Source organism: Listeria booriae (assembly GCF_000766865.1).
GTDB classification, from domain to species: Bacteria; Bacillota; Bacilli; order Lactobacillales; family Listeriaceae; genus Listeria_A; species Listeria_A booriae.
Genome location: NZ_JNFA01000019.1, coordinates 37,557 through 52,228 on the forward strand (window position 1 = coordinate 37,557; position 14,672 = coordinate 52,228).

The following is a 14,672-nucleotide window of genomic DNA, read 5'->3' on the forward strand; positions in this document are numbered from 1 at the left end:
TTTTTTGTAAAATACGCCGAAAGATGTTAAAATTTATTAGGATTACAAGTTAGTGAACCGATTAAATAAGAAGAGGTGCCTATTTTGCTAAAAAAATTCTCGCCGGATAAAATGTTAACATCGCCGTTTGGTATTACCGCCGACCAACTGCGAAAAATGGGGAAAACGACGGTATTAACAGATTTAGATAATACGTTACTCGCTTGGGATCAACTCGATGCAACCGATGAAATCTCGAACTGGTTTCGTCTGTTAGAAGAAGAAGGTATCAAAGTGATGATCGTATCGAATAATAACGAAGAACGCGTGAAGCGAGTGGCCATCGCAACTAAAATTCCGTATTTAGCAAAAGCGAAGAAACCACTAGCAACGGCGTTCCAACAAGCGTTAGCCGACCTTGGTTCAACGCCAGAAGAAACCGTGATGATAGGCGATCAGATCATGACTGATATATTTGGTGGCAATCGCCAACGTTTGACGACTATTTTCGTGCGCCCTGTAAAAGACACAGACGGCTTTGCGACGAAATTCAATCGTTTCATGGAACGAATAATTTTGAAAAAACTAGCTAAAAAATCAGAACTAAAATGGGAGGATTCTCTGTGACCGAAGAAATTAGATGTATTGGCTGTGGAGCCGTGATTCAAACGACCGATAAAACCAAACCGGGCTACGCGCCTGAATCTTCTTTAGACAAAGAAGACGTTATTTGCCAGCGTTGTTTCCGCTTGAAACATTACAATGAAATTCAAGATGTACCACTAACGGACGATGACTTTTTGAAGATTTTAAACCAATTAGGAACAAAAGAAGCCTTGATTGTTTATGTTGTCGATATTTTCGATTTCGATGGTAGCTGGTTACCAGGCTTACACCGTTTTGTAGGCAATAATCCAGTGCTACTTGTCGGAAATAAAGCCGATTTACTACCAAAATCATTGAAACGTGAACGCTTGACACAATGGATGCGTGGGCGTGCCCGTGAGCTTGGCTTAGCACCAACAGATTGCGTCCTTGTCAGCGCTGAGAAAGGTCATTCTTTTGAAGCATTGCTTGAGAAGATTGAAGAAGAACGTGATGGCCGCGATGTTTTCGTTGTGGGCTGTACAAATGTTGGTAAATCCACACTAATTAACCGCATTATTAAAGTGGCGACTGGCGAAAACGATGTCATTACAACATCCCAATTCCCAGGTACGACATTAGATAAGATTGAAATTCCACTCGATGACGGTAGCGTACTCGTTGACACACCAGGGATTATCAATCACCATCAAATCGCGCACGTCGTTGATGCAGCGACACTAAAAGTCATTTCACCGAAAAAAGAAATCAAACCGCTTGTTTTCCAGTTAAACGAGGAACAAACATTATTCCTTGGCGCACTAGCACGATTTGACTATACAAGTGGCGGCAGAAGATCGTTCGTCGTCTACACATCGAATAATTTAATGGTTCACCGCACGAAACTCGAAAAAGCGGACAATCTATACGAAACACAAGCTGGCAAATTGCTACAACCACCAGGCGAAACAGACATCGAAGCCTTGCCAAAACTAGTACCATACACATTTTCCATCAAAGAAAAAGCAGATATCGTCTTTTCCGGATTAGGTTGGATTACAGTACCAGAAGGCGGCGCAAAAGTCACAGCTTGGGTACCGGATGGCGTAAGTGTCACTATCCGCAGATCTATCGTATAAGGAGGAGAGCCACTTTATGAAGAAATTGTATTGCGTTATCGGCAACCCAATTGCTCATTCCCTTTCCCCGGCGATGCATACGGCTCTTTTAGAAAAAAATCAGCTAGATGCAAGCTACGTCCCATTTTTGCTTGAAGAAGAAACATTCGCTGATGCCATGCTAGGCTTAAAAACACTTGGTATCAGCGGTTTTAACATCACAAGTCCGTTCAAAGAGAAAATTCTGCCGTTTCTAGATGCTATTGATGTAGAAGCAAAAGCTTGTGGTGCCGTTAATACAGTGGTTGTGCGCGATGGGAAATGGACCGGTTATAATACAGATGGCGCAGGCTATTTGGAAGGACTCCAAACCATCAAACCAATCACACATACAGATCAAATTCTTATTTTAGGAGCTGGCGGTGCAAGTAAAGCGATTTTCCACGCGCTAGCCAATCGCACAGACGCCAACATAACCATCGCCAATCGCACAGTAGAAAAAGCGATAAACATGGTGGCAGGCACAATCCACGCGGCAATTAGCTTACAAGAAGCCGAGACCAATCTCGCGGACTATACGATTATCATTCAAACCACATCCGCAGGTCTCACAAAAGAAAACCCGGAATTACCAATCAGTCTGCAAAATTTAGCACCTGGCACCAACGCCTCAGACATTATTTACAATCCCGCTAAAACAGCCTTTTTAGAAGAAGCAGAAACACACGGCGCCATCATTCAAAACGGCTTACCAATGTTCGTAAATCAAGCCGCCATTGCCTTCCAACTCTGGACAGGCCTTGATGCTGACCGTGAATTAATGAAACAAATTGTATTGAAACAAGTAGGAGGAACCGAATGTTAACCAATGTACAAAAGCGTTTTTTACGCAAAGAAGCTCACGATATCGATGCCATTTTTCAAGTAGGAAAAGGTGGGGTATCACCGAATTTAATCAAGCAAGTCGCTGAAGCTCTAGAAGTTCGCGAATTAATCAAAATCTCGATTCTACAAAATTGTGACGAGCCAAAAGAAGAAGTAGCCGAAATGATCAGTTCGCGTTCTGGCTCTGAACTTGTTCAAATCATTGGCCGCACGATTATTCTATACAAAGAATCACGCAATAAAAAACAAATCCAATTGCCATAAGAAGGTGGAATTGCCTTGAACGCAAAAATCGGTATTTTAGGTGGCACATTTGATCCGCCACATCATGCACATTTAATTATTGCCAACGAAGCGCGCATAAAGTTAGGTCTTGAGAAAATTATTTTCTTGCCAAATGCTATTCCACCACATAAACAAGAAAGTGGCTTAGCGAGCAATGCAGACCGTTTGCAAATGCTTGATTTGGCAATTAAAGATAATCCCTATTTCGAAATAGATGACCGCGAAATGAAGCGAACAGGGAAATCCTATACGTACGATACGATGTTGGAAATGACAAAAGAGTTTCCAAATGCCGCATTTTCCTTTATAATTGGCGGAGATATGGTTGAATATTTACCGAAGTGGTATCATATTAATGAATTGATAAAACTTGTGAACTTTGTTGGCGTCAATCGACCTCATTATGATGGAAACACGCCATACGACATTGAGGAAATTCAAGTTCCCGCGATGGACATATCTTCGTCGTTGCTACGAGAACGCTTGGTAGCTGGATTGCCAATTGATTATTACGTTCCTGAACAAGTGAGCAAGTATATAAAGGAGCATCATTTATATGAATAGAGAAGAAATTTTAGAAGCCGTAAAAGAAGCTATGCCCGAAAAACGTTTCATCCATACGCTAGGTGTTGAAAAAACAGCATTAGAGCTTGCGGAGCATTACGATATTGACGCAAAACAAACAAGTACTGCGGCGTTACTGCATGATTATGCGAAATATGTGGATAAAGAAGCAATGATGGCAATTATGGTCGAACAAAAAATGGATCCAAAACTATTCACCTATAATCAAGAACTGTGGCACGCTCCCGTAGGCGCTTTTTTAGCAAAAGAAAAGTTTGGCGTAGAAGACGAAGCCGTTTTACAAGCAATCGCTTGCCATACAACAGGAAATGCTGCGATGAGTACACTGGATAAAATTATTTATTTGGCGGACTACACGGAACCAAATCGCTCTTTCCCTGGCGTTTACAAGGCTCGCCGTTTGTCTTTTGACTCGTTGGATGCCGCGATGCTTTTCGCCTTAGCAAACACCATTACTTTTTTAATCACGAAAAGACAACCGATTTTTCCAGATACATTTGAAGCATATAATTATTTTGCACGTTTACAAATTGAAGGTGAGGTATAACTATTGAAAAGTCACGATTTATTAATGTTAACCGCGAAAGCAGCGGACGATAAGCGAGCAGAGGACATTCTGGCGCTTAATATGGAAGGCTTATCCGCATTTGCCGATTATTTTGTTATTTGCCACGGTAATTCCGATAAGCAAGTACAAGCAATTGCCCAAGAAATCAAAGAAAAAGCGCAAGAAAATGATGTAGATGTGAAACGTTTAGAAGGTTTTGACGCCGCTAAATGGATTTTGCTTGATCTTGGCGATGTGATTGTTCACGTATTCCACAAAGATGAGCGTAGCTACTACAACCTTGAGAAACTTTGGGGAGACGCACCGCTAGAAAACATCGAAGCAGCTTTTACAATGTAAGAAATGCGAAAGGGGCTGGAAACGGCTCCTTTTTTGATTGGAGGAGATAAAAGTGAGTTACGAGTATTTTCCTAACTTTTACGATGCGCTCATGGACGAGGAGCTGTACGACAACTGGTTTTCTTTTGCGAAGCCCTATTTACCTGAACCAGGCGGAAAAGTGCTTGACGTGGCGTGTGGGACGGCTGAGCTTGCTGTTAGGTTGGCAAAGGATGATTTCGAAGTGACAGGTGTAGACTTGTCAGAAGAAATGCTAGCCGTTGCAAGTGAGAAAGCATTGCGCGAAGATGTGCCACTAACATTGCTACAACAAGACATGTCGCAGATGGAAGCGCTAGATATATTTGATTTGGTGACGTGTTTTTGCGACTCACTTAATTATTTAGAGACAGAAGCACAAGTTCACGGCACACTGCAAAGCGTATATGCCAACTTAAAAGAAGGCGGTATTTTCTTGTTCGACGTCCATTCCGTTTATAAAGTGGACGAATGCTTCAAAGATTACAGTTATGGCGATAGTGATATCGAAATTTCATGCGTTTGGAACTCGTTTCCCGGGGAATTTCCACATTCCGTAGAACATGAATTAACGTTCTTCCGAGAAACACCAAATGGCTTGTATGAGCGCTATGACGAGCTACATAAAGAACGCACGTATCCTGTCGAATGGTACCGAAAAGCAATTACAGAAGCTGGATTTCGTAAAATAAAAATTTGTGCGGATTTTACAAATTCTGAGCCTACTAAAACAAGTGAAAGAATCTTTTTCATCTGCGAGAAATGACTTTTCTACTGGTCATTTCTCTTTTTTGCGTTTTAGAAGCCGGCGACTGAAAGAAGGAAAAAGAGAGGGGATGGCGAATAAAATTATTAAAGGCAGGTGAAGAAGATGTTAGATTTATGGCAAACATACAAGAAGTACATTATTGGTGTCGCCGCATTATTAGTCGCAGCAGGCTTATTTTTCTTCATGCAAAAAGACGAAGAAGTGGCCACAACCGACGCAGTAGCACAAGAAGCCCCTGTTGTTGAGGCAAAAGCCGAGAAACAGGAACCAACGACATCCAAAGTGTTAATCGTGGACGTAAAAGGCGCTGTAAACAAGCCTGGCGTCTATGAGTTAGCAGCAGATAGTCGCGTGAAAGATGCCATTCTAAAAGCGGGAGGACTATCACCCGAAGCAGACGTAAAGCTTCTCAACATGGCTCAAAAAGTCACTGATGAGATGGTTATTTATGCTGGAAAAGTAGGCGAAGAGGGCATTCAACCAGTCACAACAGCCCAAGCCGAAGCATCAGGAGGAGGCGATTCCAAGAAGGTAAATATCAACACGGCAGATACCACAGCACTACAAACCATTCCTGGCATCGGTGCAACAAAAGCACAAGCAATAATCGATTATCGAGAAAAAGAAGGACTGTTCCAGAAAGTAGAGGACCTGTCAAAAGTATCAGGAATTGGAGCTAAAACTGTAGAACGCTTGAGCGAACATATTACAGTGGAGTGAAAAGTTATTGACGTAGCGAATTCGAAAAGCATATACTTAAAGCATCAACTTTAAAGGAGCGACAAATATGCAAAGAATAGCTTGGGATCAATTCTTTTTAGCACAAAGTCATTTAATATCTTCTAGAAGTACATGTACTCGCCTAATGGTTGGCGCTACTATTGTTCGAGATAAACGTATTATCGCAGGTGGCTATAATGGTTCTATTGCAGGCGGTGATCATTGCAGCGAAGAAGGCTGTTACGTAGTCGAAGGACACTGCATTCGCACCATTCATGCGGAAATGAATGCGATATTACAATGCGCAAAATTTGGTGCATCAACGGATCACGCAGAAATGTATGTCACCCATTTTCCATGTGTGGCTTGTTGCAAATCGATTATTCAAGCCGGAATAAAAGCTGTTTATTACGCGAAAGATTATAAGAACCATCCATATGCGATTGAATTGTTCGAACGAGCAGGCGTCGAAGTAAAGAAAGTACCATTCGATGAACATGTGCTCAGCAATACCGCGCAAATCGAACAAACAGTCATTCAAACGGTGCAAGAAGTCTTGCAACAAGAAGACATTCCGCAAGAAACAATAACGCATCTAGAAGCTAAATTAAAAGAACAATTTTTAAAATAAAGCGAGGTGAGTGTTATAGAACGTCTTTTTTTGACGGCTACTATAGCGATTATCTCCGCTGTAATATGTACGATTATTTCTACAAAAACCTTTCTGTTACTAGGTATACTACTTATTCTTGCTCTCTTATTCAAACGTTCTAATTTAGTAGTTTTCCTCAGTATTGCACTTGCAGCAGGAGGTTTTTTCTGGTTTTCTGATAACCAGAACCAATCTGTATTGGAATCAGGTGAATTAGAAGTTACTGCAACACTAAATGATGGAATGACAATCGATGGAGATGCCTTCCGAGCACAAGTTATATACCGAGGAGAACGTCTACAACTAAGCTATAAAATCGCAAGCCAAAAAGAACAACAACAGTTGAAGCAGTTGAAATACGGCGATCAGTTGCAAATAAATGGTGTTCTAGAAGCTCCTGAAAAGAATCGAAACAAAGATCAATTCAATTACCAGGCTTTTCTATACCATAAGAAAGTGCATTGGTTGTGGAAAGCGAATTCATTGAAGTCTACTCAGATATCGAATAAATCGCTATTGCATACATTGAAGAATTTCAGGAAATCTCAGCTGGAAAAGATAGACACCACTTTAGATAATAAGATTGCACCGTATGTTGCTTCATTGATTTATGGTGACAGAAGTTATGTAGATGCGACTGTGTATGATAATTATCAACGTTTAGGAGTTGTCCATTTATTAGCCATTTCAGGTCTACATGTAAATCTCATTGTGTCAGGTTTCTTGCTATTATTGCGCCGACTAGGTTTCCAAATTGAAAAAACAGCCATTACAATCATGTGTTTATTACCGTTGTACTGCCTAATGACAGGAGGGAATGCCCCTGTTGTTCGAGCGGCTGTCATGACAATCTGCTTAATGCTTGGCAACTTATTACCGATTCGGATTACTTCTTTACAGGCGCTATGCTGTAGTTTCATGCTTGTCTTTTTGTTTTCGCCATATTGTGTATTTGAAATAGGCTTCCAACTTTCTTATGCGGTTTCTTTTGCAATAATTTTATCCGGGCGAAAAATTATGCGGCGAACATCGTCTAATTTATTAAACTCATTGTACGTTTCACTCATATCCACTATTTCTGGAATCGCAGTCATGAGTTATCATTTTTATGAATTCTCGATTGTTGGTGTATTTCTGAATATTATATATGTGCCTTTATTCACGTTTATATTGCTACCACTTAGCTTTTTACTACTATTTTGTTTGAATGTAATACCGCTTTTATTAGTTGTTCCAACAGCTATCATGAAAATAGCCGTTACAGTTTCAGAAACATTTGCCGTCCTGTTACAAAGTATTCCATTTACGACATGGGTAACTGGCAGACCCAGCAGTGTCTTCGTAATTTTGCTTGTAATTCTTTCATTTTTCTTTTTTTATCAGTGGGAGAAGACAGGGAAGGTTTGTCGATATTTAATCCCAATAGTTTTATGTTTGTTTATTAGCTCCGTTAATTGGACGGGCAAAGTTTCCTTAATCGATGTCGGGCAAGGCGATAGCATATTAATCCAGTTGCCGTGGAATAAAGGAAATTATGTCATTGATGTCGGCGGTCAAATGGCTTTTGAGAAGGAGAAATGGGCAGAGCGTAAAGAACCATTTTCGATTGGGAAAAACATTGTGGTCCCTGTTCTCAAATCAAGAGGCATATCTAAAGTCGATAAGCTAATCGTTACGCATAGTGACGCAGATCATATGGAAGGGCTAATTGACGTAGGACACATGATTCGCATAAAAGAACTAATCTATGCTGATGGTGGGGAAACGAAAAGCATCATGAAAAAAGCTTTACAAGCACTACCAGAAACGCCAACAAGGAAAGTATTAGCTGGATATAATTGGCGAATAGGCGAGTCTACTTTTCAAGTCATCAGTCCAAAAATAAGAGGAGAAGCTGGAAATAACGACTCTATTGTCATTGCGGCGACATTAGATAATAGGAAATGGCTATTCACAGGCGATATTGAAGCAGAGACGGAACAGGCTTTACTTGATAATCCGTTAATAAAAGCTGACATACTAAAAGTAGGACATCATGGGAGTAAAACATCCACAACGCCAGCATTTATTGATAAAGTTAAACCAGATATTGCGATTATTTCTTGTGGGTTAGGTAACCGCTTTGGACATCCTCGCGAAGAAACATTGACGACATTGGAAGACGCGCAGGCTACTATTTATCGAACGGACTTACAAGGAGAGGTCCGTTATACTTTTTCGGAAGGATTTAGCTTTGGGTTAGAATGATTTTGTGCTTGCGTAAAGTTGGTAGTTGATTTACGATAGATGGTGAGACGATAGAAAGTGGGGGCAAGAGATGATTGCAGAGTGGAAAAAAATCGAGAAGAAGCAATTTGCGCCGATTTATTTAATTATCGGAACCGAGGATTATATCATTAACGAAACGAAAAAAAGACTAGTTGCAAACATCTTGGATACAGAAGATACAGATTTTAATTATGCCAATTTTGATTTAGATGAAACAGCCATTGAACAGGTGATTGAGGAAGCCGAAACGATTCCTTTCTTTGGTGATCGCCGTCTAATTGTAGCTTCGAACCCTTCATTTTTAACGACGGAGAAAACGAAGAGCAAGATAGAACACCGAACAGCTAGGTTTGAAGACTACTTGAATGAACCTGTCGACTATTCTATTTTAGTTATCATTGCGAGAGTAGAGAAACTTGACGAACGTAAGAAGTTAACGAAATTGCTCAAGAAACAAGCGACTATCGTAGATGCTAAACGTCCAAATGACGCTGAATTACGAAAATGGATTCAATCAGCAATCAAAAATAATGATTTCAGCATGGAAATACCAGCTATTGAACGATTGATGGAACTGACTGGCGGGCAATTAACTACAGCGATGAATGAGCTAGATAAGTTGATGTTATATAAATTAGAAAGCCGTGAAATTAGCGTAGCAGATGTCGAAAGCCTGGTAGTTAGGTCGCTAGAGCAGAATATTTTCTTGCTACTAGATAAGATGATTGCGCTAGATATTAGTGGCGCGCTTAGCATTTATTATGATTTGTTGAAGCAAAAAGAAGAACCAATAAAAATACTGGCACTTATCGCAAGTCAGTTCCGATTATTAACGCAGATAAAGCTATTAGAGAAACAAGGTTTCAGTCAACAACAAGTTGCCCAGAAACTAAAAGTGCATCCCTTCCGAGTTAAAATTGGCGCTAGGCAGGCGAAAAGTTTTTCATATGAGCAACTAACTGCAACATTGGAACGTTTGGCAGAAATGGATTTTGAAATGAAGACAGGTTACGGAGATAAGGCGCAGAGGTTAGAATGGTTTTTATTCTCGTTACAGGATCAAAGAGTTAAATAGTAGTTTAGATATGGGGTTAAGCGGGGAAGAGGAGGTTAGGAATCTTTTCTTCTCCAAAACAAAAAACACCACACAATGTGCGATGTTTCGACGATTATTCAATCGGATTATTTAGCTAGTTTTTTAGCTAAACGAGATTTGTTGCGTGCTGCATTGTTTTTGTGAAGTAGACCTTTGTTAACTGCGCTGTCTAATTTCTTGCTAGCTTCAACATATAATTCTTTTGCGTTATCTGCATTGTTTTCTGCAGCTTGCTCGAATTTCTTAACAGCTGTACGCATTGCAGTACGTTGTGATGCATTGCGGCTGTTGCGAGTTTCAGTTGTTTTTACACGTTTGATTGCTGATTTAATATTTGGCATTTCATTCACCTCCGCCCAAATTTATGAGGTAGTATCTATAATATATACCATACCCTTCAAAATTACACTAGAACAAATGCTATTATACCTAAATGAAGCGGATATTGCAATATTACTTTACTAATTTATTTATTTTTTCATGAAAAATATCGGAAGTGATTGAAAATAGCGAGCTCTACTGATATAATCTATCTTAGCTTGCCATCGTTTTAATAAGATGAGTTCGAATTCGGGAGCTGGAGAAATGAAGAAAGAAGAAATGCTAGAAAGACAAAAGAAAATAAGAAATTTTTCGATAATAGCACATATTGATCATGGTAAATCAACGCTTGCCGATCGTATCCTTGAAAAAACGAATGCTTTAACGCATCGGGAAATGAAGGCTCAATTGCTTGATTCGATGGATTTGGAACGTGAACGTGGAATTACAATTAAATTGAACGCCGTGGAATTATCCTATACGGCCAAAGATGGCGAAACATATATTTTTCACTTGATTGATACACCTGGACATGTCGATTTCACATATGAGGTGTCACGTAGTTTGGCGGCTTGTGAAGGTGCTATTTTAGTCGTAGATGCGGCGCAAGGTATTGAAGCGCAGACGCTGGCCAATGTATATTTGGCACTAGACAATGATTTGGAAATTATGCCTGTTATTAACAAAATTGACCTTCCAGCTGCAGAACCAGAACGGGTTCGTGGCGAAATTGAAGATGTTATTGGCCTAGATGCCTCAGATGCAGTGTTGGCATCGGCGAAGTCGGGTATTGGTATTGAAGAAATTTTAGAGCAGGTTGTTGCTAAGATTCCTGCACCGACTGGAGATATCGACGCGCCACTAAAAGCACTTATCTTTGACTCCGTATTTGATGCATATCGTGGCGTTATCGCGAATATTCGTATCATGGAAGGTTCTGTGAAGGCTGGAGATAAAATTCGCATGATGGCAAATGGCCGTGAATTTGAAGTAACAGAAGTTGGCGTATTCACGCCTAAGTCGACGCCAAGAGATCAATTAATGGTCGGCGATGTCGGATATTTGACTGCGGCTATTAAGAATGTGAGTGATACAAGCGTCGGGGATACAATTACATTAGCTAATAACCCAGCCGCAGAAGCGTTACCAGGCTATCGTAAATTAAACCCAATGGTGTATTGTGGTTTGTATCCGATTGATTCTGCTAAATACAATGACTTGCGTGATGCGTTGGAGAAATTAGAATTAAATGACTCGGCACTGCAGTATGAGGCAGAAACATCGCAAGCCTTAGGTTTTGGTTTCCGTTGTGGTTTCCTTGGTTTACTTCATATGGAAATTATTCAAGAACGTATTGAGCGTGAGTTTAATATTGACTTGATTACGACTGCACCAAGTGTTATCTATCACGTGAATTTAACAGACGGTACGCAAATTGTTGTGGATAACCCTGCGGAAATGCCAGAGCCAGGCGTGATGGAATCAGTAGAAGAACCGTACGTGAAGGCAACAATCATGGTTCCGAACGATTATGTTGGGGCTGTGATGGAACTTGCGCAAAATAAACGTGGGAATTTCATGACTATGGAGTATTTAGACGATATTCGCGTTAGTGTCATTTATGAAATGCCGCTTTCCGAGATTGTTTATGACTTTTTTGATCAGTTGAAATCAGGTACGAAAGGTTATGCCTCTTTTGACTATGAACTCATTGGCTACCGTCCATCGAAACTTGTGAAAATGGATATTCTGCTTAACAACGAGAAAGTCGACGCGCTTAGCTTTATTGTTCACCGTGATTTCTCTTATGATCGTGGGAAAATTATCGTTGAGAAATTAAAAGAGCTTATTCCGCGTCAGCAGTTTGAAGTTCCGATTCAAGCGGCGATTAGTACGAAAATAGTTGCCCGCTCTACAATCAAAGCATTGCGTAAAAACGTACTTGCTAAATGTTACGGCGGCGATGTTTCGCGTAAACGTAAATTGCTTGAGAAACAAAAAGAAGGAAAGAAACGTATGAAGTCCATTGGTTCTGTTGAAGTGCCACAAGAAGCCTTTATGGCTATCTTGAAAATGGATGATAAATAAAAGAGTTGGTAGGAAAAGCGATTTTCTCTGTTCTTAAAAGAGCATAGAATTGTCGCTTTTTCCCTTAAAGAAATGAGTGAGTCAAAATGACCGCGGTGTATATTCATATTCCGTTTTGTGAACATATTTGCTACTACTGTGATTTTAACAAAGTATTTTTAGAAGGACAGCCGGTCGATGAATATGTCGATTTACTGATTAAAGAAATGGAAATGGTGACGAAGCGACATACAATGAGTCCGGTTGAGACGGTATTTGTTGGTGGAGGGACGCCGACCACCTTGAACGAAGCGCAATTGGCCAAATTATGTTCTTCTATTTCGCGCCTATTCCCAATGACGGAGAACGCAGAATTCAGTTTTGAGGCCAATCCTGGTGATTTATCGATTAGTAAACTACAAGTTATGAAAGATTATGGCGTCAATCGCTTAAGCATGGGCGTACAGAGCTTTAACAATGAATTGCTAAAGAAAATTGGACGAATCCATACTGTCGACGATGTATACCAATCGGTTAATAATGCAAAACAAGTTGGCTTTGAAAATGTGAGCATCGATCTTATTTTCAGTTTGCCAGGTCAAACAGAAGCCGATTTCGAAGACACTTTAACAAAAGCGCTCGACCTAGATTTACCGCATTACTCCGCGTATTCACTAATCATCGAACCAAAAACAATTTTCTACAACCTCATGCAAAAAGGCAAGCTAATTCTGCCCGGCGAAGATGCAGAGGCAAACATGTACGAAAAATTAATGTCTACTATGGAAAAACACGGGCGAAAACAATACGAAATTAGTAACTTCGCGAAACCAGGCTATGAAAGTCGTCATAACATTGTCTATTGGAGCAACGAACATTACTTCGGATTTGGCGCTGGCGCACATGGCTATATCGGCGAAACACGCTATGCCAATTACGGTCCACTAAAAAAGTACATGCAACCCTTACAAAACGGCGACCTCCCAACCTTCCAACAAAAAGAACTCTCACTCAAAGAAAAGATGGAAGAAGAAATGTTTCTCGGTTTACGCAAAGTCGCAGGTGTCAACAAAGCCCATTTCCAAGCTAAATTCGGTCAATCATTGGATGCAACATTTGCTAACGCCATCGACAAAACCATCGAAAAAGGCTGGCTAGAGTCTACACCAGAAAGCGTCCGCCTGACACGACGAGGCCGTTTTTTAGGGAACAATGTTTTTCAAGAATTTCTGTAAGCAACGCTCGGTTTCAGCTAATTAATACTTTAGTCTGAAATTGAGTGTTTTTTGTTGACAGCAGACGGGCGGAGTGGTAAATTTATAATTGTATTTAGCACTTAAACCTATCGAGTGCTAAAAGAGGTGATAGATATGTTAACCGAAAGGCAATTGCTGATTTTTCGTGCCATTATCGACCATTTCATCGAGACTGTGCAACCAGTTGGATCTAAGAACTTGCTGAAGGAAAACAACTTACCATTTAGTTCAGCAACGATTCGCAATGAGATGAGCGTGCTTGAAGAATACGGATTCATTGAGAAGACCCACTCTTCATCTGGACGCATTCCTTCTGAGAAAGGATATCGTTTCTATGTCGATTCTTTGTTAGATCCGCCGAAGCTTGATAAGCAGGATATTATATCCATCCAATCGCTTTTTTCAGAGAATTACTTTGAAATGGAGCAGCTTATTCAGAAGTCAGCCTTGATGTTGTCGGATTTGACGAATTATACATCGATTTTACTTGGTCCAGCGTCGAAGCAGAACCGTCTAAGTGGTTTTCGTTTCGTACCAATTAATCGACACCAAGCGATGTTAATACTCATTACAGATCAGGGTCACATTGACAACCATGTTGTGACGATTCCTGAGACGATGACGCCAAGCGATATGGAGCGAGTTGTCAACATTTTGAATGAAAGGTTGGTTGGTTTACCAATTGATCAGATGAAGGCGGTGATTCCCGCAGAAGTAGCTGAATTACTTCGAAGTAATGTGGTGAATCATGAATTAATGCTTTCCATTTTGCAAGAGTCATTTCAACAAATTAGTAAGGAAAAAGTGTATTTTGGCGGCAAGACGAATATTTTGAATCAGCCGGAATTTCATGATTTTACGAAAGTTCGTGAATTGCTGCGGTTGATGGATCAGGAAAAGGATGTTTACCAGCTCTTTTCTAATATCCCTCAAGGCCTGCATGTCAAGATTGGTACGGAAATCAATCATCAGTTGATGGAGAATTGTAGTATTATTACCGCAACGTACAGCATCGCTAATGAACATGTTGGAGGTATCGTCCTCCTCGGCCCGACACGGATGGAATACGACCGCATGATGGGCTTAGTTGATTTGGTAAGTCGCGATTTAACAACCGTTTTAACAAGGCTTTATCATGATAATCAAAAATAGAAGAGGTGA

The 14,672-nt window shown here is 40.4% G+C and carries 16 protein-coding genes; 15 read left to right on the forward strand and 1 reads right to left on the reverse strand.

Annotation, left to right across the window (positions count from 1 at the left end; genetic code table 11):
* The first annotated feature begins 84 nt into the window (after window positions 1–84).
* The 12 genes from EP57_RS06130 to holA all read left to right on the forward strand — a co-directional run bounded on the left by EP57_RS06130 (window position 85) and on the right by holA (window position 9,846).
* Window positions 85–606, forward strand: coding sequence for a YqeG family HAD IIIA-type phosphatase (locus EP57_RS06130; protein WP_036085226.1), 522 nt, complete (start codon window positions 85–87; stop codon window positions 604–606).
* On the forward strand, window positions 603–1,703 hold the full coding sequence (gene yqeH / locus EP57_RS06135; protein ID WP_036085228.1) for a ribosome biogenesis GTPase YqeH: 1,101 nt from the start codon (window positions 603–605) through the stop codon (window positions 1,701–1,703). Before EP57_RS06130 ends, yqeH begins: the two co-directional genes overlap by 4 nt.
* A gap of 16 nt (window positions 1,704–1,719) precedes the next feature.
* On the forward strand, window positions 1,720–2,547 hold the full coding sequence (gene aroE, locus EP57_RS06140; RefSeq protein WP_036085230.1) for a shikimate dehydrogenase: 828 nt from the start codon (window positions 1,720–1,722) through the stop codon (window positions 2,545–2,547).
* Entirely contained in the window at window positions 2,541–2,831 is a 291-nt protein-coding gene (gene yhbY, locus EP57_RS06145) for a ribosome assembly RNA-binding protein YhbY (RefSeq protein ID WP_036085231.1), read from the forward strand. The genes aroE and yhbY overlap by 7 nt, the downstream gene beginning before the upstream one ends.
* A gap of 15 nt (window positions 2,832–2,846) precedes the next feature.
* Window positions 2,847–3,416 (forward strand): nicotinate-nucleotide adenylyltransferase, encoded by a 570-nt coding sequence (locus tag EP57_RS06150; protein ID WP_036085233.1) that lies wholly within the window; start codon window positions 2,847–2,849, stop codon window positions 3,414–3,416.
* Window positions 3,409–3,984 (forward strand): bis(5'-nucleosyl)-tetraphosphatase (symmetrical) YqeK, encoded by a 576-nt coding sequence (yqeK, locus tag EP57_RS06155; RefSeq protein WP_036085235.1) that lies wholly within the window; start codon window positions 3,409–3,411, stop codon window positions 3,982–3,984. Before EP57_RS06150 ends, yqeK begins: the two co-directional genes overlap by 8 nt.
* A gap of 3 nt (window positions 3,985–3,987) precedes the next feature.
* Window positions 3,988–4,344 carry a ribosome silencing factor gene (gene rsfS, locus EP57_RS06160; protein WP_036085237.1) on the forward strand — a complete coding sequence of 119 codons (357 nt, stop codon included), beginning with the start codon at window positions 3,988–3,990 and terminating at the stop codon, window positions 4,342–4,344.
* Between the two features lie 52 nt (window positions 4,345–4,396).
* Window positions 4,397–5,128: a class I SAM-dependent DNA methyltransferase gene (locus tag EP57_RS06165; protein ID WP_036085240.1), complete on the forward strand. Its 732-nt coding sequence runs from the start codon at window positions 4,397–4,399 to the stop codon at window positions 5,126–5,128.
* A gap of 105 nt (window positions 5,129–5,233) precedes the next feature.
* Window positions 5,234–5,851, forward strand: coding sequence for a helix-hairpin-helix domain-containing protein (locus tag EP57_RS06170; RefSeq protein WP_036085242.1), 618 nt, complete (start codon window positions 5,234–5,236; stop codon window positions 5,849–5,851).
* 67 nt (window positions 5,852–5,918) lie between these two features.
* Window positions 5,919–6,482 (forward strand): ComE operon protein 2, encoded by a 564-nt coding sequence (locus EP57_RS06175; protein WP_036085244.1) that lies wholly within the window; start codon window positions 5,919–5,921, stop codon window positions 6,480–6,482.
* A gap of 30 nt (window positions 6,483–6,512) precedes the next feature.
* The gene (locus tag EP57_RS06180) at window positions 6,513–8,750 is read left to right on the forward strand and encodes a DNA internalization-related competence protein ComEC/Rec2 (RefSeq protein ID WP_159106421.1); all 2,238 of its coding nucleotides are present in this window, start codon (window positions 6,513–6,515) and stop codon (window positions 8,748–8,750) included.
* 70 nt (window positions 8,751–8,820) lie between these two features.
* Window positions 8,821–9,846: a DNA polymerase III subunit delta gene (holA, locus tag EP57_RS06185; protein WP_036085246.1), complete on the forward strand. Its 1,026-nt coding sequence runs from the start codon at window positions 8,821–8,823 to the stop codon at window positions 9,844–9,846.
* 107 nt (window positions 9,847–9,953) lie between these two features.
* On the opposite strand, the gene rpsT is transcribed toward holA, so the two are convergent.
* Window positions 9,954–10,208, reverse strand: coding sequence for a 30S ribosomal protein S20 (rpsT, locus tag EP57_RS06190; protein ID WP_036085248.1), 255 nt, complete (start codon window positions 10,206–10,208; stop codon window positions 9,954–9,956).
* Between the two features lie 244 nt (window positions 10,209–10,452).
* Between rpsT and lepA the strand changes: the two genes are divergently transcribed.
* From lepA to hrcA, 3 genes are all read left to right on the forward strand, one after another.
* A complete protein-coding gene (gene lepA / locus EP57_RS06195) occupies window positions 10,453–12,276 on the forward strand; it encodes a translation elongation factor 4 (RefSeq protein ID WP_036085249.1) in 1,824 nt (607 codons plus the stop codon).
* 86 nt (window positions 12,277–12,362) lie between these two features.
* Window positions 12,363–13,490: a radical SAM family heme chaperone HemW gene (gene hemW / locus EP57_RS06200; RefSeq protein ID WP_036085250.1), complete on the forward strand. Its 1,128-nt coding sequence runs from the start codon at window positions 12,363–12,365 to the stop codon at window positions 13,488–13,490.
* 135 nt (window positions 13,491–13,625) lie between these two features.
* Window positions 13,626–14,663 (forward strand): heat-inducible transcriptional repressor HrcA, encoded by a 1,038-nt coding sequence (hrcA, locus tag EP57_RS06205; protein ID WP_036085251.1) that lies wholly within the window; start codon window positions 13,626–13,628, stop codon window positions 14,661–14,663.
* Window positions 14,664–14,672 lie beyond the last annotated feature (9 nt).

Excerpts from the sequence above, each read along its gene's own strand:
- hemW (WP_036085250.1), top strand. The coding sequence starts at position 12,363 with ATGACCGCGGTGTATATTCATATTCCGTTTTGTGAACATATTTGCTAC.
- yqeK (WP_036085235.1), top strand. The coding sequence starts at position 3,409 with ATGAATAGAGAAGAAATTTTAGAAGCCGTAAAAGAAGCTATGCCCGAA.
- aroE (WP_036085230.1), top strand. The coding sequence starts at position 1,720 with ATGAAGAAATTGTATTGCGTTATCGGCAACCCAATTGCTCATTCCCTT.
- yhbY (WP_036085231.1), top strand. The coding sequence starts at position 2,541 with ATGTTAACCAATGTACAAAAGCGTTTTTTACGCAAAGAAGCTCACGAT.
- holA (WP_036085246.1), top strand. The coding sequence starts at position 8,821 with ATGATTGCAGAGTGGAAAAAAATCGAGAAGAAGCAATTTGCGCCGATT.
- EP57_RS06170 (WP_036085242.1), top strand. The coding sequence starts at position 5,234 with ATGTTAGATTTATGGCAAACATACAAGAAGTACATTATTGGTGTCGCC.
- EP57_RS06175 (WP_036085244.1), top strand. The coding sequence starts at position 5,919 with ATGCAAAGAATAGCTTGGGATCAATTCTTTTTAGCACAAAGTCATTTA.
- rpsT (WP_036085248.1), bottom strand. The coding sequence starts at position 10,208 with ATGCCAAATATTAAATCAGCAATCAAACGTGTAAAAACAACTGAAACT.
- lepA (WP_036085249.1), top strand. The coding sequence starts at position 10,453 with ATGAAGAAAGAAGAAATGCTAGAAAGACAAAAGAAAATAAGAAATTTT.
- hrcA (WP_036085251.1), top strand. The coding sequence starts at position 13,626 with ATGTTAACCGAAAGGCAATTGCTGATTTTTCGTGCCATTATCGACCAT.